General features: G+C 69.4%; 16 protein-coding genes. 4 read left to right on the plus strand and 12 right to left on the minus strand.

Translation table 11 applies throughout. The annotated features are described in order from the left end of the window. Nucleotides 1-463: 463 nt before the first annotated feature. From OHA17_RS11035 to thyX, 3 genes are all read right to left on the minus strand, one after another. Nucleotides 464-2,149, minus strand: a complete 1,686-nt coding sequence (locus tag OHA17_RS11035; RefSeq protein ID WP_053728982.1) for a ribonuclease J — start codon at nucleotides 2,147-2,149, stop codon at nucleotides 464-466. A gap of 127 nt (nucleotides 2,150-2,276) precedes the next feature. After that, on the minus strand, nucleotides 2,277-3,176 hold the full coding sequence (gene dapA / locus OHA17_RS11040; protein WP_053728981.1) for a 4-hydroxy-tetrahydrodipicolinate synthase: 900 nt from the start codon (nucleotides 3,174-3,176) through the stop codon (nucleotides 2,277-2,279). A 212-nt stretch (nucleotides 3,177-3,388) separates the two neighbouring features. After that, nucleotides 3,389-4,129, minus strand: a complete 741-nt coding sequence (gene thyX / locus OHA17_RS11045; protein WP_406506242.1) for an FAD-dependent thymidylate synthase — start codon at nucleotides 4,127-4,129, stop codon at nucleotides 3,389-3,391. 200 nt (nucleotides 4,130-4,329) lie between these two features. Here thyX and OHA17_RS11050 point away from each other — a divergent pair, with 200 nt between their 5' ends. Both OHA17_RS11050 and OHA17_RS11055 read left to right on the plus strand, forming a co-directional pair. Continuing rightward, entirely contained in the window at nucleotides 4,330-4,569 is a 240-nt protein-coding gene (locus tag OHA17_RS11050) for a hypothetical protein (RefSeq protein ID WP_053728979.1), read from the plus strand. Between the two features lie 116 nt (nucleotides 4,570-4,685). After that, on the plus strand, nucleotides 4,686-5,246 hold the full coding sequence (locus OHA17_RS11055; RefSeq protein WP_053728978.1) for a hypothetical protein: 561 nt from the start codon (nucleotides 4,686-4,688) through the stop codon (nucleotides 5,244-5,246). 12 nt (nucleotides 5,247-5,258) lie between these two features. On the opposite strand, the gene OHA17_RS11060 is transcribed toward OHA17_RS11055, so the two are convergent. From OHA17_RS11060 to eccD, 6 genes are all read right to left on the minus strand, one after another. Beyond that, on the minus strand, nucleotides 5,259-5,711 hold the full coding sequence (locus OHA17_RS11060; protein ID WP_406506245.1) for a tetratricopeptide repeat protein: 453 nt from the start codon (nucleotides 5,709-5,711) through the stop codon (nucleotides 5,259-5,261). 17 nt (nucleotides 5,712-5,728) lie between these two features. Next, nucleotides 5,729-6,481 carry a 4-hydroxy-tetrahydrodipicolinate reductase gene (gene dapB / locus OHA17_RS11065; protein ID WP_406506247.1) on the minus strand — a complete coding sequence of 251 codons (753 nt, stop codon included), beginning with the start codon at nucleotides 6,479-6,481 and terminating at the stop codon, nucleotides 5,729-5,731. Between the two features lie 19 nt (nucleotides 6,482-6,500). Next, the gene (locus tag OHA17_RS11070; RefSeq protein ID WP_053728975.1) at nucleotides 6,501-7,880 is read right to left on the minus strand and encodes a pitrilysin family protein; all 1,380 of its coding nucleotides are present in this window, start codon (nucleotides 7,878-7,880) and stop codon (nucleotides 6,501-6,503) included. Then, the gene (locus OHA17_RS11075; protein WP_406506249.1) at nucleotides 7,877-10,096 is read right to left on the minus strand and encodes a polyribonucleotide nucleotidyltransferase; all 2,220 of its coding nucleotides are present in this window, start codon (nucleotides 10,094-10,096) and stop codon (nucleotides 7,877-7,879) included. Before OHA17_RS11075 ends, OHA17_RS11070 begins: the two co-directional genes overlap by 4 nt. Before the next feature lie 331 nt (nucleotides 10,097-10,427). Further along, entirely contained in the window at nucleotides 10,428-10,718 is a 291-nt protein-coding gene (gene rpsO, locus OHA17_RS11080) for a 30S ribosomal protein S15 (RefSeq protein WP_053728973.1), read from the minus strand. A gap of 191 nt (nucleotides 10,719-10,909) precedes the next feature. Continuing rightward, the gene (gene eccD / locus OHA17_RS11085; protein WP_406506252.1) at nucleotides 10,910-12,409 is read right to left on the minus strand and encodes a type VII secretion integral membrane protein EccD; all 1,500 of its coding nucleotides are present in this window, start codon (nucleotides 12,407-12,409) and stop codon (nucleotides 10,910-10,912) included. A gap of 239 nt (nucleotides 12,410-12,648) precedes the next feature. On the opposite strand from eccD, the gene eccCa reads away from it, so the two are divergent. Both eccCa and OHA17_RS11095 read left to right on the plus strand, forming a co-directional pair. Next, a complete protein-coding gene (gene eccCa / locus OHA17_RS11090; RefSeq protein WP_406506254.1) occupies nucleotides 12,649-16,614 on the plus strand; it encodes a type VII secretion protein EccCa in 3,966 nt (1,321 codons plus the stop codon). Between the two features lie 183 nt (nucleotides 16,615-16,797). Further along, complete coding sequence (locus OHA17_RS11095) at nucleotides 16,798-17,094, plus strand: DUF397 domain-containing protein (RefSeq protein ID WP_053728970.1); 297 nt, start codon at nucleotides 16,798-16,800, stop codon at nucleotides 17,092-17,094. Between the two features lie 82 nt (nucleotides 17,095-17,176). Here OHA17_RS11095 and OHA17_RS11100 read toward each other — a convergent pair whose 3' ends face one another. From OHA17_RS11100 to OHA17_RS11110, 3 genes are all read right to left on the minus strand, one after another. Then, the gene (locus OHA17_RS11100; protein WP_406506256.1) at nucleotides 17,177-17,479 is read right to left on the minus strand and encodes a WXG100 family type VII secretion target; all 303 of its coding nucleotides are present in this window, start codon (nucleotides 17,477-17,479) and stop codon (nucleotides 17,177-17,179) included. 74 nt (nucleotides 17,480-17,553) lie between these two features. Further along, nucleotides 17,554-17,919 carry a WXG100 family type VII secretion target gene (locus OHA17_RS11105; RefSeq protein ID WP_053728968.1) on the minus strand — a complete coding sequence of 122 codons (366 nt, stop codon included), beginning with the start codon at nucleotides 17,917-17,919 and terminating at the stop codon, nucleotides 17,554-17,556. Nucleotides 17,920-17,985: 66 nt separating this feature from the next. Continuing rightward, nucleotides 17,986-19,185, minus strand: a complete 1,200-nt coding sequence (locus tag OHA17_RS11110; RefSeq protein WP_406506258.1) for a S8 family serine peptidase — start codon at nucleotides 19,183-19,185, stop codon at nucleotides 17,986-17,988. Nucleotides 19,186-19,192 lie beyond the last annotated feature (7 nt).

The following is a 19,192-nucleotide window of genomic DNA, read 5'->3' on the forward strand; positions in this document are numbered from 1 at the left end:
CACAGCGTCCTCGCTGTGTAATCGCCACCCACACCCCAAAGGGGCGAGTGGACTTTTCAAAGGAACCTCGATCCGCCGAAGCGGATACGGGGTTGTCAATCTGGCGTTGACTTTTGGCACGCTGTTGAGTTCTCAAGGAACGGACGCTTCCTTCGTACTCACCCTCTCGGGCTTTCCTCCGGGCGCTTCCCTTCGATATTTCGTGTTCCGACTCTATCAGACTCTTTCGTGTCCGATTCCCCGTCGAATTGGGGTTCGCTTTCAGGTATTCGCTTTCGCGTTTCCCTTTCGGCGTGGCCCGACTTTATCAGAGATTCTGAAGCCGGATTCCCGCCCCGATCGGGTCTCCCGTGCGGCACACGAGTGTGCCGGGTTCCCGTTCAGGCGGAGACATAAACCTACTGGAGCGGGGCGCCTCGATGCAAATCGAGGCGCCCCGCTCCGGGTGTACGACCTGTGGGCGTCAGACCTCGACGACCACGGGCAGGATCATCGGACGCCTGCGGTAGGTGTCCGAGACCCACTTGCCGACCGAGCGGCGGATCAACTGCTGGAGCTGGTGAGGCTCGACGACGCCGTCCTGGGCGGACCGGTTCAGCGCTTCCTCGATCTTCGAGACCACCGGGGTGAACGCCGAGTCGTCGATGCCGGAACCGCGCGCCTGGATGTGCGGACCGCTGGTGATCTTGCCGCTGCTGGAGTCCACCACCACGTACACCGAGATGATGCCCTCGTCACCGAGGATGCGGCGGTCCTTCAGGGAGGACTCCGTCACGTCGCCGACCGAGAGGCCGTCGACGTAGACGTAACCCGCCTGGACCTTGCCGACGATGCGCGCGGTGCCGTCGACCAAGTCGACGACCACGCCGTCCTCGGCGATGACGATGTGGTTCTTCGGGACGCCGGTGAGCGCTCCGAGCTCCGCGTTCGCCCGCAGGTGGCGCCATTCGCCGTGGACCGGCATCAGGTTCTTCGGCTTGCAGATGTTGTAGAAGTACAACAGCTCGCCGGCCGAGGCGTGGCCCGAGACGTGGACCTTGGCGTTGCCCTTGTGGACGACGTTGGCGCCCCAGCGGGTCAGGCCGTTGATGACGCGGTACACCGCGTTCTCGTTGCCCGGGATGAGCGACGACGCCAGGATCACGGTGTCGCCCTGGACGATCCGGATCTGGTGGTCGCGGTTGGCCATGCGGGACAGCGCGGCCATCGGCTCGCCCTGCGAACCCGTGCAGACCAGTACGACCTCGTCGTCCGGCAGGTCGTCCAGCGTCTTGACGTCGACGACGAGGCCGGCCGGGACCTTCAGGTAGCCGAGGTCGCGCGCGATGCCCATGTTGCGGACCATGGAGCGGCCGACGAAGGCGACCCGGCGGCCGTACTCGTGGGCCGCGTCCAGGATCTGCTGGATGCGGTGCACGTGACTGGCGAAGCTGGCCACGATGATGCGCTTGTCGGCGTTCGCGAAGACGGTGCGCAGGACGTTGGAGATGTCCCGCTCCGGCGGCACGAACCCGGGGACCTCGGCGTTCGTCGAGTCGGAGAGGAGGAGGTCGATGCCCTCCTCGCTCAGCCGGGCGAAGGCGTGCAGGTCGGTGAGGCGGCCGTCCAGCGGGAGCTGGTCCATCTTGAAGTCGCCGGTGGCGACGGCCATGCCCGCGGGGGTGCGGATGGCGACCGCGAGGGCGTCCGGGATGGAGTGGTTGACCGCGACGAACTCGCAGTCGAAGGGGCCCAGGCGCTCGCGGTCGCCCTCGGCGACCTCCAGCGTGTACGGGCGGATGCGGTGCTCCTGGAGCTTGGCCTCGATCAGGGCGAGGGTCAGCTTGGAGCCGATCAGCGGGATGTCCGGCTTCTCGCGAAGCAGGTACGGCACGCCGCCGATGTGGTCCTCGTGGCCGTGCGTCAGGACGATGCCCTCGATGTCGTCGAGGCGGTCCCGGATCGAGCTGAAGTCCGGCAGGATCAGGTCGATGCCGGGCTGCTCCTCCTCGGGGAAGAGGACGCCGCAGTCGACGATGAGCAGGCGGCCGCCGAACTCGAAGACGGTCATGTTCCGGCCGATTTCGCCGAGACCGCCGAGCGGTGTGACGCGCAGGCCGTTCTTGGGAAGCTTCGGCGGGGTGCCGAGTTCAGGATGCGGATGACTCAAAAGACTCTCCTCACCACACGCGCCACGTACCTGTAGGGCACGTGGCGCGTATGTCATTCGTGCACTTGCTGTTGTGTATGGGTTTTCGCGCGTTTGTCTGGCGCGTATTCAGTTGTGAAGTCTGTGGTTAGAGCTGTACCCCGCCGGCTGCCAGATCGAGCGCCAGCTGGCTGGATTCTTCCGCCGTGAGCTCGACCAGGGGCAGGCGCAGCGGCCCGGCGGGGAGGCCCTTGAGGGCCAGGGCCGCCTTGGTCGTGATGACTCCCTGGGTGCGGAACATGCCCGTGTAGACGGGGAGCAGCTGCTGGTGGATCTCGGTGGCCTTGCGTACCTCACCCGCGAGGTAGGCGTCCAGGAGGGCGCGCAGCTCGGGGGTGACGAGGTGGCCGACCACGGAGACGAAGCCGCAGGCGCCGACCGAGAGCAGTGGCAGGTTGAGCATGTCGTCGCCGGAGTACCAGGCGAGGCCGGAGCGGGCGATGGCCCAGCTGGCGCGGCCGAGGTCGCCCTTGGCGTCCTTGTTGGCGACGATCCGGGGGTGCTCGGCGAGCCGGACGAGGGTCTCGGTGTCGATCGGGACGCCGCTGCGGCCGGGGATGTCGTACAGCATCACGGGGAGCTCGGTGGCATCGGCGATGGCCGAGAAGTGCCGGAACAGGCCCTCTTGTGGGGGCTTGTTGTAGTACGGCGTCACGGCGAGCAGGCCGTGTGCGCCGGAGCGTTCGGCCGTACGGGCGAGTTCGAGGGTGTGGTGCGTGTCGTTGGTACCGATTCCGGCCACGACGTGGGCCCGGTCTCCGACGGCCTCCAGTACGGCCCGTACGAGCTGGTCTTTCTCCGCGTCGCTGGTGGTCGGGGACTCGCCGGTGGTGCCGTTGACGATCAGTCCGTCGTTGCCTGCGTCGACCAGATGAGCCGCCAGTCGCTGGGCGCCGTCGAGGTCGAGTGCGCCGTCCGCCGTGAAGGGCGTGATCATGGCGGTGAGGACCCGCCCGAAGGGGGTCTGCGGAGTGGAGATCGGAGCCATGGGTAACACGCTACTCGCTGCTCAGCGCCGGGTGCCCCCTCGGGGGCCGGTGGCTGAGGGAGCCCGGCACTGCCTGCTCGGGGGTTCAAGCAGTGCCGGGTCCGTTTGATCAGCCTAGATGAACTTCACGAAACGCCGCAATACGGACACTTTGCGCGGCCTATCCGCACATCTGTGCCGGTATGGGCGCGGCGCTCGGTCGGCCGGTGCGGTTACGGGGCCACCCTGCCGTTGGTGTTGAAGGCCGCGTAGGTGAGCGGCATCAGGCGGGCCCACTCCTGTTCCATCTTCTCGCCGACCATCTCGATCTCCCGCTGCGGGAAGGACGGAACCTTCGCCAGCTCGTGCTGGGTGCGCAGACCGAGGAAGTGCATCAGCGAACGCGCGTTGCACGTCGCGTACATCGAGGAGAACAGGCCGACCGGGAGCGTGGCGCGGGCGACTTCGCGGGCGACGCCGGCCGCCAGCATCTCCTGGTACGCCTCGTAGGAGCGGCGGTAGGAGTCCTCCATGACGCGGGAGGTCAGCTCCTGCTGCTCCGCCGAGCCGTCGACGAACTCGTACTTGCCGGGGCGGCCCTGCTGGACCAGCTTGCGGTCGGCGCCCGGGACGTAGAAGACCGGCTGGAGCTCCCTGTACCGGCCCGACTCCTCGTTGTACGACCAGCCGACCCGGTGCCGCATGAACTCGCGGAAGACGAAGATCGGGGCGCTGATGAAGAAGGTCATCGAGTTGTGCTCGAAGGGGCTGCCGTGCCGGTCCCGCATGAGGTAGTTGATGAGGCCCTTGGAGCGCTCGGGGTCCTTCTGGAGCTCCTCCAGGGACTGCTCGCCCGCCGTGGAGACACGGGCTGCCCACAGCACGTCCGAGTCGGACGCCGAGTGCTTCACGAGCTCGACGGTGACGTCGCTGCGGAAGCTGGGCTTGAGGTCTGGGGCGGGGGTGTCGGTCACCGGCGGGTCCTTCCAAATTGCGTCGCTCGGGCGGCGCCCACTCTACGGCCCGGCACTGACAACTCTGTCTCTGACGGGTCGTCACCACATTCTTCGGCCAATTCGGGGAATTCGGGCACCAATCGGCACTGCTGTGCGTCTGTATCAGTAAGCAGCAGCCAGTTCGACAGCCACTTGAGTTTCCGAGGAGATGTGCCCCCATGTTCCGCCGGCGTGAGCCCGTTCCGTTCGCATTCGTCGCCGAGGCCGACCGCTACCGCAGCAATGTCGAGCCGCCGCCTCGCGAGCGTGCGAGCGCAGGTCAGCTCGTCGGGCGGACGCTGGTCGGGCTCACCGTCATAGCCGGGCTCACCGGTGCGCTGCTCTTCGGGCTGCCCGCGATGGAGAGCCCCCAGTCCCCCGCGCACAGCCAGCAGTCCGAGGCCTCCAACGGCCGCTGACCGGGTCCGAACGCGCCGACGCGCGCCCGGACCCCCGGATGTGGCCGCGCGGTGACCTCCTGGGTAGCCTCACCCCGCACAGCCCAATCGAGCGTGCTTGTGAGTGAGGATCAGTCGTGCCCCTGCCCTTCCTGACGGCCGACCGCGCCATCGACGCATCCGGTGAGTACTCCGACGAGGTCGCGCTGCCCTTCGACGACCACGATCGCTGGCGGCGGCCCTACCGGCCGGGCCCCTGGCGGGTCGGGGCCGCGGCCGTGCTGCTGCTCCTCGCCTCGTTCGTGCTGCTCGCCGCCGTGATCATCGCCGCCGCCGGGGAACCGACGGGCGCGGTCGTCGTCCTGTTCATCGCCGTGCTCGTGATCGCCTCGTCGCTGCGGCTGCTGCGGATCGGCGTCTGGGTCAGCCGGGCGGGGCTGCGGCGGGTCGCGTTCTTCACCACCACCACGGTCGCGTGGCCGCGGATCCGCGGCGTACGGACGGTGCAGCAGCCGGTGCGCTGGCTCGGGCTGCCGCGGACCGTGCAGGGGCAGGCCCTGATCGCCGAACCGCAGGGCGGCGAGGCGCTGCCGGCGCTGCTCACCGACCACAGCGCGGACTTCCTGGGGCGCGGCGATGCCTTCGGCCGGGCCGCGGACCTGGTGGAGGCCTGGGGCGACGAGTACCGCCGCGGCTGATCTCCTGCCGCGTCAGACCCCGGCGGGCTTGTTCTCGTGCAGGGCGATCGCGCGCTGCATCGCCTTGCGGGCCCGCGGGGTGTCGCGGGCGTCCTGGTAGGCGATGGCGAGGCGGAACCAGCAGCGCCAGTCGTTCGGCGCGTCCTCCGTCTCCTCCTTGCGGCGGGCGAAGACGGCGTCGGCCGAGTCGCGGTCGATGCGGCCGCCCGCGGTGCGGACCAACTCGTCGACGGGCAGGCCGCCTTCGGCGTCCAGCTCCGCCGCCAGCTTGTTGGCCTTGGTCACGAAGCGGGTGTTCGCCCACAGGAACCAGATGCCGATCAACGGCAGGATCAGCACGGCCACGCCCATGGTGACGGTGATCCAGGTGCCCTGTTCGAGGAGGAGCACGCCGCGGCTGCCGGCCAGGACGAAGTAGAAGACCAGGACGGCGGCCGTGACGAGATAGGTGATTTTTGCGCGCATGAGGCCGACGGTGCCGCTCAGTTGAGGTCGAGGAAGTGTTCCAGGCCGAAGGTGAGGCCCGGAGTGGTCACCACGCGGCGGGCGCCGAGCAGGATGCCCGGCATGAAGCTGCTGTGGTGCAGGGAGTCGTGGCGCACGGTCAGGGTCTCGCCCTCCGCGCCGAGCAGCACTTCCTGGTGGGCCAGGAGTCCGCGCAGCCGGATGGCGTGCACCGGGATGCCGTCCACGTCGGCGCCGCGGGCGCCGTCGAGCGCCGTGGCCGTGGCGTCCGGCGCGGGGCCGACCCCCGCCTCGGCGCGGGCCGCCGCGATCAGCTGGGCGGTGCGCGTCGCGGTGCCGGAGGGGGCGTCGACCTTGTTGGGGTGGTGCAGCTCGACGACCTCGACCGACTCGAAGTACGGGGCCGCGAGCTGCGCGAACTTCATGGTCAGGACGGCGCCGATGGAGAAGTTCGGGGCGATGAGCACGCCGGTCTCCGGGGAGGCGGAGAGCCAGCCGTTCAGCTGTGCGAGGCGGTCCTCGGTCCAGCCCGTGGTACCGACGACGGCGTGGATTTTGTGGCGTACACAGAATTCCAGGTTGTCCATCACCGAGGCGGGGGTGGTCAGTTCCACCGCGACCTGAGCGCCCGTGTCGGTGAGCGTCTCCAGCTTGTCGCCGCGGCCCAGGGCCGCGACCAGCTCCATGTCCTCGGCGGCCTCCACGGCTCGTACCGCTTCGGAGCCGATCCGGCCCTTGGCACCGAGGACCGCCACGCGCAGCTTGCTCATTCGCTTGATTCCTTAGGGGTTACGAGACCGCTTCGTGGAGGCGGTCGGCCTGCTTGTCCTTCAGCGGGCCGATGACGGACAGCGAGGGACGCTGCCCCAGGACATCACGTGCCACCTCGCGGACGTCGTCCGGGGTGACCTCGGCTATCCGGGTCAGCATGTCGTCGACGGACATCTGCTCGCCCCAGCACAGCTCGCTCTTGCCGATGCGGTTCATCAGCGCGCCGGTGTCCTCAAGACCCAGGACCGTGGAGCCGGAGAGCTGGCCCACCGCGCGGCCGATCTCGTCGTCCGAGAGGCCCTCGTTCGCGACCCGGTCCAGTTCGTCCCGGCAGATCTTCAGGACGTCGTGGACCTGGCTCGGGCGGCAGCCCGCGTACACGCCGAACAGGCCGCAGTCGGCGAAGCCCGAGGTGTACGAGTACACGCTGTAGGCCAGGCCGCGCTTCTCGCGGACCTCTTGGAACAGCCGGGACGACATGCCGCCGCCCAGTGCCGTGTTCAGGACGCCCAGCGCCCAGCGGCGCTCGTCGGTGCGGGCCAGGCCCGGCATGCCGAGGACCACATGGGCCTGTTCCGTGCGGCGGTTCAGCAGTTCCATCCGGCCGGCGGCCTTCAGGGTGCGGGCTCCGCTGCGCGGGGTGAGGGGGACGGCGTCCGTGCGGGACAGCGCGCCGGCCTTCTCGAAAGCCTTGCGGACCTGGCGTACGACGGTGGCGTGATCCACGTTTCCGGCGGCCGCGACGACCAGGTGGCGCGGGTCGTAGTGCTTCTTGTAGAAGCGCGAGATCTGCGCCTGGGTCAGGGAGTTGATCGTGTCCACAGTGCCCAGGACCGGGCGGCCGAGGGGGGTGTCGCCGAGCATGGTGTGCGCGAACAGGTCGTGCACGCAGTCGCCCGGGTCGTCCTCGGTCATCGCGATCTCTTCGAGGATCACGCCGCGCTCGGCGTCGACGTCCTCGGCGAGGATCAGCGAGTCCGTCAGCATGTCGCACACGACATCGATCGCCAGCGGCAGATCGGTGTCGAGAACCCGCGCGTAGTAGCAGGTGTACTCCTTCGCCGTGAAGGCGTTCATCTCCCCGCCGACCGCGTCGAGCGCGGAGGAGATGTCGAGGGCACTGCGCTTCTTGGTGCCCTTGAAGAGGAGGTGCTCCAGGTAGTGCGTCGCGCCGTTCAGCGTCGGCGTCTCGTCGCGCGAACCCACTTGGACCCAGATGCCGAAGGTCGCGGAACGTACGGAGGGAAGGGTTTCGGTGACGACCCTGAGGCCGCCGGGGAGGGTCGTACGGCGGACGGTACCGATGCCGTTCTGACCCTTCAGAAGCGTTTGGGTACGGGCGACGGCCCGCCCCTCCGAAGAAGGGCGGGCCGTCGTCGCGGAACTACGGGACGTCACTTGGCAGCGTCGTCCTTCTCAGCCTCGTCGGCCGTCTCGCCCTCGACAACCGGGACAAGCGAGAGCTTGCCACGGGAGTCGATCTCGGCGATCTCGACCTGGACCTTGGCGCCCACGCCGAGCACGTCCTCGACGTTCTCGACGCGCTTGCCACCGGCGAGCTTGCGGATCTGCGAGATGTGCAGCAGACCGTCCTTGCCGGGCATCAGGGACACGAACGCACCGAAGGTGGTGGTCTTGACGACCGTGCCCAGGTAGCGCTCGCCGACCTCCGGCATGGTCGGGTTGGCGATGCCGTTGATCGTGGCGCGGGCGGCCTCGGCCTGCGAGCCGACCTGGGCACCGATGTAGATGGTGCCGTCGTCCTCGATCGTGATCTCGGCGCCGGTGTCCTCCTGGATCTGGTTGATCATCTTGCCCTTGGGACCGATGACCTCGCCGATCTTGTCCACGGGGATCTTGACGGTGATGATCCGCGGGGCGTTGGGGGACATCTCGTCCGGCGTGTCGATCGCTTCCATCATCACGTCGAGGATGTGGAGGCGGGCGTCGCGGGCCTGCTTGAGGGCGGCGGCCAGGACGGAGGCCGGGATGCCGTCGAGCTTGGTGTCGAGCTGGAGCGCGGTGACGAACTCCTTCGTACCGGCGACCTTGAAGTCCATGTCGCCGAACGCGTCCTCGGCACCGAGGATGTCGGTGAGGGCGACGTAGTGCGTCTTGCCCTCGATCTCCTGGGAGATCAGACCCATGGCGATACCGGCGACGGGGGCCTTGAGCGGCACACCGGCGTTCAGGAGCGACATGGTCGAGGCGCAGACCGAGCCCATGGACGTCGAGCCGTTGGAGCCGAGGGCCTCGGACACCTGACGGATCGCGTAGGGGAACTCCTCGCGCGTCGGAAGGACCGGCACGATGGCGCGCTCGGCGAGCGCGCCGTGGCCGATCTCGCGGCGCTTGGGCGAGCCCACGCGGCCGGTCTCGCCGACCGAGTACGGCGGGAAGTTGTAGTTGTGCATGTAGCGCTTGCGGGTCACCGGGGAAAGGGTGTCCAGCTGCTGCTCCATGCGGAGCATGTTGAGGGTGGTGACGCCCAGGATCTGGGTCTCGCCACGCTCGAACAGCGCCGAGCCGTGCACGCGCGGGATCGCCTCGACCTCGGCGGCCAGCGTGCGGATGTCCGTGATGCCACGGCCGTCGATGCGGACCTTGTCCGTGATGACGCGCTCGCGGACCAGCTTCTTGGTCAGCGCGCGGTACGCGGCGGAGATCTCCTTCTCGCGGCCCTCGAACTGCGGGAGCAGCTTCTCGGCGGCCAGACCCTTGACGCGGTCCAGCTCGGCCTCGCGGTCCTGCTTGCCGGCGATCGTCAGCGCCTGGGCGAGCTCGCCCTTGACGGCGGCGGTGAGCGCCTCCAGGACGTCGTCCTGGTAGTCGAGGAAGATCGGGAACTCGCCGGTCGGCTTGGCAGCCTTGGCGGCCAGGTCGGACTGGGCCTTGCAGAGCACCTTGATGAAGGGCTTCGCGGCGTCCAGACCGGAGGCGACGACCTCCTCGGTCGGCGCCTCGGCGCCGCCCTTGACCAGCTGGATGGTCTTCTCGGTGGCCTCGGCCTCGACCATCATGATCGCGACGTCGCCGTCCTCCAGGACGCGGCCGGCGACCACCATGTCGAAGACGGCGTCCTCAAGCTCGGTGTGCGTCGGGAACGCGACCCACTGGCCGTTGATCAGCGCGACGCGGACGCCGCCGATCGGGCCGGAGAAGGGCAGGCCGGCCAGCTGGGTGGACGCGGACGCGGCGTTGATCGCGACGACGTCGTACAGGTGGTCGGGGTTGAGCGCCATGATCGTCGCGACGACCTGGATCTCGTTGCGCAGGCCCTTCTTGAAGGACGGGCGCAGCGGGCGGTCGATGAGGCGGCAGGTGAGGATCGCGTCCTCGGAGGGCCGGCCCTCGCGGCGGAAGAAGGAGCCGGGGATCTTGCCGGCCGCGTACATCCGCTCCTCGACGTCCACCGTGAGGGGGAAGAAGTCGAGCTGGTCCTTGGGGTTCTTCGACGCGGACGTGGCCGACAGGACCATCGTGTCGTCGTCCAGGTACGCCACGGCGGAGCCGGCGGCCTGCTTGGCCAGGCGGCCCGTCTCGAAGCGGATGGTGCGGGTGCCGAAGGAGCCGTTGTCGATGACGGCCTCGGCGTAGTGGGTCTCGTTCTCCACTAGCGTTTTCTCCATTTGCTTGTCGTCTTTTCGCCCCCGGGCCCGTGTGGCGCGGGGACGGTGGGGTGACGGCGGAGAAGCGCTCCTGAGGGCGGGCCGGTCTTCGATCGAAGCACCCGGTCTTCCTTGCGTTCCGGGGGCCACTACCGAGGACCGGCGGCGGGGAGGAGGGCTTCTGCTCGCTCATCGCGGTGAAGCGTCTTGGGTGAAGCTTGTTCGGTGAAGCTTGTTCTGTTGTGCGTACCAGACTACTGAGCGTTCGGTACGTCTCGCATGTACAGCAAAGGGAGCGGCCCCCTAATAGGTGGGAACCGCTCCCTCGACAGCATGCTTACTTGGCGCCGCCGGCCGCACCGCGGCGGATGCCCAGGCGGTCGACCAGCGTACGGAAGCGCTGGATGTCCTTCTTGGCCAGGTACTGCAGAAGGCGGCGGCGCTGGCCGACGAGGATCAGCAGACCACGGCGGGAGTGGTGGTCGTGCTTGTGGGTCTTGAGGTGCTCCGTCAGGTCCGAGATGCGGCGGGAGAGCATGGCGACCTGAACCTCGGGGGAGCCGGTGTCGCCCTCCTTCTGGCCGAACTCGGACATGATCTGCTTCTTCGTAGCGGCGTCGAGCGGCACGCTTACTCCTCAGTGTTGTTCGATGCGCCCACGAGTGCCCCAGGTCTTGATCTCTGGGGAGCTTCCGTGACTCGGAGGCGAAGGTCCGATGAGCGCAGCTTCCAGATGATCCGGAAACGCGTACACAAACGGCCGTCACACAGCGTACCAGTACCCCGGGTGGCGGTTGACCCGCGGTGAGGGCGCGCAGGTCAGCTGGTCAGGGCCCGGGCGCGGGCGTACACGTCGAAGACGGCCAGGGTCAGCGGCAGCAGCGTGAGCAGGACGAATCCCTCGGCGATCTCCAGGAAGCGACCCCAGAACGGGGTGACGCCCCGGTTCGGCACGATCAGCGCGATCGCGGTGACCAGGGCGCCGGCGGCGGCGATCGCGGCGACCAGCCACAGGGTGCGGATGTCCAGGGCCGCGGTGTCGCCCTTGAGGGCGTCCGCCATCAGACCGCGCGGCGCGTTGATGCACAGGCCGAGGCCGAGCAGGACGAGCGCGCCGAGGCCCGCGGTCAGGGTGGCGGCCACCTGGGCCGTGTAGCGGAAGAGGTGGGCGCGCATCAGCATGGCGACGCCGGTGGCCAGGGCGAGCAGGCGGCCCCAGTGGTTGTCGCTGAAGCCGAGTACCGCCGAGCCCGCGACGGCGAGCAGGGCGCAGCCGCCGACGAGGCCGACGAGCAGTTCGTGGCCGCGCCGGGCCTGGGCGGCGATGCGCTCGGCGTCGACGGGCTGCGGGGCCACGTCCTCGCCGAGGTCGCGCTGGGCGGAGTGCGGCGCGTCGAAGCCGATGGGCAGCCGGGCGAAGCGCATGGAGAGCCCGGGCAGGAAGGCGAGCGCGCCGACGGCGAGCTGGGTGCAGACCGCGGCGGTCTCGGTGGGCTTCATGCCGGTCAGGATCGAGACGAACACGACGAGCGCGCCCACCGCGGAGGCGAGCACGAAGGCGACGAAGGGCCCGTCGCCGCGCGGCGAGAGCAGGGTGAGCACCAGCGAGGCGATCAGGACCGCGGCGCAGGCGAGCAGCATCTGGAGCCGGCCGATGCCGTGGTGGGCGGCGAGCGGGAGCAGCCCGGAGCCGGCCACCGCGATGTTGGGCAGCGAGCCGAGGCCGAGGGCGACGGCGGAGAGCTGGTCGTCGTAGATCCGGGCGCGTACGGCCGCGAGGGTGAGCAGGAGCACACCGGCGACGGCGGCGAGGATGCCGGGCAGGCCGTGCATGTCGTGCCGCGGGTCGCCGGTCCAGGCCGCGAAGGCGAGCAGCGCGGGCAGCACTCCGCCGCCGATGAGGCCGGCGGCGCGGGTCAGCTCGGTGTTCCACAGGGTGCGGTCCTGGGTGACCGCGGAGGCGACGGCCTCGGACACGTCGTCGAAGACGGCCGGGGGCAGCGACTCGGAGAACGGGCGCAGGCTGAGCAGCTCGCCGTCGAGGATCGACTGGGCGGCGAACGAGCGGGCGCTGTCGAGGACGGTGCCGTCGCGGCGCACCAGCGAGTAGCCGACGGGGGCGCCCTCCTGCGGGCTCTGCTGCGCGAGCCGAAGGATCTCGGGGTAGATGTCGGCGACCGGGATGTCGTCGGGCAGCGCCACGTCGATGCGGCCGTCCGGCGCGACGATCGTCACCCGACAGAAGCCGAGGCCCGCCCCGGTTGTCTGGCCGGGCCGGTTCGGCTCGGCGGCCGTCGTCGCGGTGGTCGTCGTGCTCACCCTCGGCTCCCCCTTCGCTGGCTTCACCGGTCGCGCTCGCGGTTCCCGGTGCCGGGCCGTCCGCCGTCGCGTCAATTGCCCGGTTTTCTTCGCTCTGTTCGCGGGTGCTTACGCGAACAGACGGCACCCTATCGCCAGCCGATCACATCGGATGTCAGTAGGATCCCACCGCGGTCGGCGTTCGCCGGACACGGGGCGGCGGGCTGAACTTCTTCGACCGCCAAGAGAATTGGTGCGTTGTGAGCCACATCATCGTCAAGCGCCCACCGCGGGCCCTGCCGTCCGAGGTGCCCACGGAGGAGGTCGTTCTCCAGCCTCCGCCGGAGCTGCCACGCGGACAGCAGGAGGGTGCGCTGATGCAACTCCTGCCCATGCTGGGCATGGGCGGCTCCGTGGTGTTCTTCTTCATGCCGAATTCGCAGCCGTTCATGAAGGTCATGGGGATGGTGATGGTCGCCTCGACCGTGGCCATGTCGGTGGCGATGATCGTGCGCTACCGCAAGGGCTCCCAGGGTCAGTTGGCGGACCTGCGCCGCGACTACCTGCGCTATCTCGGCCAGACCCGGCGCTCGGCCGCCGAGACCGCGCACAAGCAGCGCGACGCGCAGTACTACCTGCACCCCTCCCCCGAGCAGTTGTGGGCGCTGGTCGCCGAGGGCAGCCGGGTCTGGGAACGCCGGTCGGGCGACGAGGACTTCGGGCAGGTGCGCATCGGGCTCGGCCCGCAGGCGCTCGCCACCGCGCTGGTGCCTCCGCAGACCGCGCCGGTCGACCAGCTGGAGCCGCTGACGGCGGGCGCCATGCAGCGTTTTCTGGCCACCCACCAGACGGTGGAGGACCTGCCGATGGCGGTCTCGCTGCGCGCCTTCTACCACCTGACGGTCAGCGGGGAGCCGCAGACGGTACGCGCCTCGGCGCGCGCCCTGACCGCCTCGCTGGCCTCCCTGCACTCCCCGGAGGACCTGGTGATCGCGGTCGCCGCGTCCCCGTCCGCATCGGCGCACTGGGAGTGGACGAAGTGGCTGCCGCACACCCAGGCTCCCGGCTTCAGCGACGGCGCGGGCAGCCGACGCCTGATCAGCCGCAGCGCGGCCGAACTCGAAGAGCTGCTCGCCGCCCGCCTCACCGGCCGCCCGCGCTTCCACCCGGAGGGCGCGCCGCTGCCGGAGGAGCCGCACATCGTCGTCGTGCTCGACGGGGTGTCGCCGCCCCCGATGTCGGTCCTCGCCTCCGCCGAGGGCCTGCAGGGCGTCACGGTCGTCGAGGTCGTACCGGGTGAACTCACCGGCGCCCGGGGCGACTTGGCGGTTGTCGTGCACCCGCGCACGCTGCGCCTGGAGTCGGGTCACGGCCTCGTGTACGAGGGCACGCCCGACCTCATGTCCTACGAGTCCGCCGACGCGCTGGCGCGTCAGCTGGCCCCGCTGCGCATGGCTTCCGGTGGCGACGACGACGAACCATTGCTCGCCAACCTGGAGTTCACCGATCTGCTGAGCCTGGGCGACGCGGACTCGGTGGACACCGCCCGCACCTGGCGGCCGCGCTCCGCCTCCGAGCGGCTGCGGGTGCCGATCGGGGTCGGCGAGGACGGCCGGCCCGTCATGCTCGACCTGAAGGAAGCCGCGCAGGACGGCATGGGCCCGCACGGCCTGTGCGTCGGCGCGACCGGCTCGGGCAAGTCGGAGCTCCTTCGCACCCTGGTGCTCGGCCTCGCCGTCACCCACTCCTCCGAGACCCTGAACTTCGTCCTCGCCGACTTCAAGGGCGGCGCGACCTTCGCGGGCATGGCGCAGATGCCGCACGTCGCGGCCGTCATCACCAACCTGGCCGACGACCTCACCCTGGTCGACCGCATGGGCGACTCGATCCGCGGCGAGCTCAACCGCCGCCAGGAGATGCTGCGCGACGCGGGCAACTACGCCAACATCCACGACTACGAGCGGGCCCGGCTCGCCGGCGCCCCGCTCCAGCCCGTTCCCTCGCTCGTCCTGGTCATCGACGAGTTCAGCGAGCTGCTCACCGCCAAGCCCGATTTCATCGAAATGTTCGTGCAGATCGGCCGCATCGGCCGGTCCCTCGGCGTGCACCTGCTGCTCGCCTCGCAGCGCCTGGAAGAGGGCCGACTGCGCGGTCTGGAGACCTACCTCTCCTACCGGATCGGTCTGCGCACCTTCTCCGCCGCCGAATCACGCGCGGCCCTCGGCGTCCCCGACGCCTACCACCTGCCGAGCGTCCCGGGCTCCGGCTACCTCAAGTTCGGCACCGACGAGATGACCCGCTTCAAGGCGGCGTACGTCTCCGGCGTGTACCGCACGGGCGCCGACCGGTCCGCCGCGCTCGGCGGGCCCGTGCCCGTCGACCGGCGCCCCGTCCTGTTCACCGCGGCCGAAGTGCCGGTGACGTACGCCCCGCAGACCGTGCCGGGGCCCCGCGCTGAGACCGGGCCGCGCACCGACGACGCGCTCGCCGACACGGTGCTCGACGTGATCGTGCGCCGCCTCGAAGCGCGCGGCCCGGCCGCCCACCAGGTGTGGCTGCCGCCCCTCGACAGCCCGCCGGCGCTGGACTCGCTGCTGCCCGGCCTCGCGCCGGTGCAGGGCCGCGGACTCACCCAGCCCGACTACGAGGGCGCGGGGCGCCTGGTCGTGCCGCTCGGCCTCGTCGACAAGCCGTACGAGCAGCGCCGCGATCCCCTGTGGTGCGACTTCTCGGGCGCGGCCGGCCATCTGCAGATCCTGGGCGGCCCGCAGTCCGGCAAGTCGACGCTGGTGCGCACGCTGCTCGCGTCGTTCGCGCTCACCCACACCCCGCAGGAAGTCCAGTTCTACGGGCTCGACTTCGGTGGTGGCGGCATGGCCGCGGTCGCCGGCCTCCCGCACGTCGGCGGCGTCGCCTCGCGCCTGGACCCCGAGCGGGTGCGCCGTACGGTCGCCGAGGTGTACGGCGTGCTGACCCGCCGCGAGGAGTACTTCCGCTCGGCGGGCATCGCCTCGATCGCCGACTTCCGGGCCCGCCGGGCGCGCGGCACCATCTCGGTCGCCGACCAGCCGTGGGGCGACGTGTTCCTCGTCATCGACGGCTGGGGCAACTTCCGTACCGAGTACGAGGGTCTTGAGCAGGTCGTCCTGGACATCGCGGCGCGCGGCCTCGGCTACGGCATCCACCTGGTGCTGACCGCGTCGCGCTCCATGGAGGTCCGGGCCAACCTCAAGGACCACCTCATGAACCGCCTGGAGCTCCGGCTCGGCGACACCATGGACTCCGAGTTCGACCGCAAGGTCGCCGCCAACGTCCCCGTCGGCGTGCCCGGCCGCGGCCAGTCGCCGCAGAAGATGCACTTCATGGCGGCCGTGCCGCGCATCGACGGCCTCCAGTCCGACACCGACCTCGCCGAGGCGACGGCCGCCCTGGCCACCGAGGTCTCCCGGCACTGGACGGCGCCGGGCGCGCCCGCGGTCCGCCTCCTCCCCCGCGAACTCCCGGCGGCCCAGCTCCCGCCCGGCTACGCCTCGCCCAACCGCGGCATCGCCTTCGCGCTCGACGAGAACAACCTGGAGCCGGTGTTCGTCGACTTCGAGCAGGACCCGTTCTTCCTCATCTTCGGCGAGGGCGAGTCCGGCAAGTCGAACCTGCTGCGCCTCCTTATCACCCAGCTCACGCAGCGGTACGAGGGTGACGCCTGCAAGCTGTTCGTGGTGGACAACCGGCGCGCCCTGCTGGATGTGACCCCGGCCTCGCACCTGGCCGAGTACATCCCGATGTCGAACGCCATGGACCACCACATGGACGCCCTGGCCGACCTGATGCAGCGCCGCGCACCCAGCGCGGACGTGACCGCGCAGCAGCTGCGGGACCGCAGCTGGTGGCGCGGCCCCACGGTGTACGTGGTGGTCGACGACTACGACCTGGTGTCGACGTCGAGCGGCAACCCGCTGGGCAAGCTCACGGAGCTCCTGCCGTTCGCCCGCGACGTAGGCGTCCGCTTCATCATCGCCCGCTCCACGGCGGGCGCGGGCCGCGCCTCGTACGAGCCGTTCATCCAGCGCATGAAGGAACTGGGCGCCCAGGGCGTGGTCCTGGCCGGCGACCCGGGCGAGGGCGACATCCTGGCGGGCGTCCGCCCCCGCCCGATGCCGACGGGCCGCGGCACGTTCGTCTCGCGCAAGCGGGGGAAGCCGCTGGTGCAGACGGGGTTGATGGAGTAGGAGCCGCGTGGAGAGGGGGCGCCCGTGCCTGACTGGGCGCCCCCTCCTTCGTACCCGTGAATCCTCCCCGGCCCGCCGTGCGCGTCGGGTGGCGGCAAGTAGGCTGAGCGGACAGCTGGTTGGTGTACGTATGGCTGCGCTTGGCACGTCCGGGTCGGCACGTCTGGAAGGAATCGCTCCGTCATGGCTGAGGAACAGGACAGGGAACTCCAGGAGCGCAAGGAGCGCGAGAAGAACGAGCTGTACGCCCTCGACATCTCGGGGGCCGAGTGGCACAGCGCGCCGGGCACGTCCGAGGACGAGGAGCGCGTCGAGATCGCCTATCTGCCGGCCGGCGCGGTGGCCATGCGGTCCTCCGTGGACCCCGACACCGTGCTGCGGTACACCGAGGCGGAGTGGCAGGCGTTCGTACTGGGCGCGCGGGACGGGGAGTTCGACCTGGAGCCGTCGGTGCGCAACGGCGGCATCGAGGCGCCGTAGTCACCGCTCGCGGACACAGAACGCAGAACGGGGTGGGCGCCTCCCGCACGCGCCCACCCCGTTCGCCGTCGCCCGGCACTCCCTAATGGAAGTAGCCGGCCGCCTTGTGGTCCCCGGCCCGGTAGGTCGGGCCGGCCTCGGCTACGGCCTGGGCGATCTGCATCAGGGCGGTGTGGACATTGTGGCCCGTGTTGTCCCAGTCGCGCTGCTTGGTGGCGTACGCCTCGTGGGCCTCGCCCTCCCAGCTGTTGGCGGCCCGGGCAACCAGCATCTTGATCTCATCGAGGTCGGCCTGAAGCTTGTCGGCCTGATTCTTGATGTCCCCGGCCGCGAGTTCGAGGCTGCCGTACTTTACTCCGAGGACATCGCCGCTGTTGTCGGGCATCGCTTCCCCAATCTCTGTGGTGAATAAGGTTCTTGTGGACTGACGCCGCGCACTGTGGGTCGAACCCGGCGCGACTAGTAGGTGCTGAGGTTCGAGGTGATCGAGGCCGTGGCCCCCGCGTCGCCGCTGTAGCCGTCCACGACGTCGATGCCCATGAGGGCCTTGCGGACCTCTTCCTCGGTGTCGCCCTTGAGCGTGCGGGTCGCCTTCATCGCCTCCAGGAAGTCCAGGAGCAGCCGCCCCATGTGGACCATCTGGTTGTTGATGCTGGTCTGCTTCTTGTCGAAGGCATGGGCACCGATGCCCTCCCATGCCCCTTCGAGACTGTTGATCACGTTCTGCAGGTGATTGAGCTGGCTCTTGACCGAGTCGAACTTGTGGAGGATCTTCCCCTCAAGCGCGGCCATTTCGCTGTCTGATACCCGCTGGCCCTGAGTCATGCCAGGCCTTCCCTTCGTGGTGGTGATGGTGGTGGTGCGGATGGTTGTGGCTGGATGCGGGCCGGGCTAGGTCGCGCGGCGCCGCGTTCTGATCAAGGCGAACACGCCGCCTCCGATCACGACGAGCCCGGCGACGACTCCGCCGACGGCCCACAACTGGGTATTCCCGCCGTTGCCGTTGCCGTTGCCCTCATCCTCGCCCTTGGCGACGGCCTCGCCCTTCGGGGCCGGCGAGGAACTGGGCGGGGCCGGGGTGGCCGGCGGCGCGCTGCTCCCCCCGTTTTCCTGCGCAAGGGGGTCGACGTTGGCCGGGCCCGGGTTGATGTTGCCCTGCTCCAGGACGAGCCGGGGCCGGATGAGGCCGTAGCCGAGGTATTTGCTGGGCGTGTTCTTGTCCCAGGACCGCCCAGCGGTGTCGATCATCGTGCGCAGCACCTGGTCGGCGGTCCAGGCGGGGTGGGCGGACCAGATCAGGGCGGCCGAGGCGGAGGCGATTGCGGAGGCGGCGCTGGTGCCCGATGCGTTGCAGTACTTCTGGAAGGTCGTGTCACACCATGCCGGGGTGTTGAGGCCGGGAGATGCCAGATCGACATAGTTGCCCGATTGCGAGAACTTCCCGACGGTACCGCTGGCGTCAGCTGCACTGACCCCGACAACTCCAGGGAAAGCAGCGGGAAACTCAAGAAGCCCCCCACCCGCCTCCTCATCGTTTCCGGTTGCCGCGAACACCAACTTCCCCTTGGACAAGGCGTACTTAATCGCTTCGCCTTCACCCGGTTCCTGGGTGGCTCCGCCGAAGGACAGGTTAATGATCTTGGCATCCGAATCAGCCGCAGCTCGGATTCCGACTGCCGCCAAGGGCGTCAGCTTGCGCTCAGCTGAATCCTTCATCGTTTTCATCGCAACTCGGAAAGGGATGATCTTGGCGTCCGGGGCCAGCCCCTTGATCCCCCCTCCATTTCCCGTACCGGCGATCAGCTCGGCCATCGTCGTCCCGTGGCCCAGATAGTCCTTCGTGGCACCATAGGCAGCCGCCTGCGGAACCTCCTGGCTGAGCACCTGCCCCCGCAGGGAAGGCGTGTCAGGGTTGACGCCGGTGTCCACAACAGCAACCTTGATGCCTTTGCCGGTACTGGTCTTCCACATTTCCGACGCATGCATGGAGTCCAGGTACCACTCTTGAGGAGCGGCGTCGTCAGCAAAGGCTTGGGAGGCCAGCTCTCCGGACGCAATGACCCAAACGCCAAGCGCTGCGAAGAGAGACACCGCTCGT

It is taken from the genome of Streptomyces sp. NBC_00212 (assembly GCF_045206365.1).
In the GTDB taxonomy this organism is placed as follows: Bacteria; Actinomycetota; Actinomycetes; order Streptomycetales; family Streptomycetaceae; genus Streptomyces.

Coding starts and splice junctions, on each gene's coding strand:
- OHA17_RS11050 (WP_053728979.1), top strand. CDS start 4,330: ATGTTCCGCCGGCGTGAGCCCGTTCCGTTCGCATTCGTCGCCGAGGCC.
- OHA17_RS11095 (WP_053728970.1), top strand. CDS start 16,798: ATGGCTGAGGAACAGGACAGGGAACTCCAGGAGCGCAAGGAGCGCGAG.
- dapA (WP_053728981.1), bottom strand. CDS start 3,176: ATGGCTCCGATCTCCACTCCGCAGACCCCCTTCGGGCGGGTCCTCACC.
- OHA17_RS11060 (WP_406506245.1), bottom strand. CDS start 5,711: ATGCGCGCAAAAATCACCTATCTCGTCACGGCCGCCGTCCTGGTCTTC.
- OHA17_RS11105 (WP_053728968.1), bottom strand. CDS start 17,919: ATGACTCAGGGCCAGCGGGTATCAGACAGCGAAATGGCCGCGCTTGAG.
- OHA17_RS11100 (WP_406506256.1), bottom strand. CDS start 17,479: ATGCCCGACAACAGCGGCGATGTCCTCGGAGTAAAGTACGGCAGCCTC.
- dapB (WP_406506247.1), bottom strand. CDS start 6,481: ATGAGCAAGCTGCGCGTGGCGGTCCTCGGTGCCAAGGGCCGGATCGGC.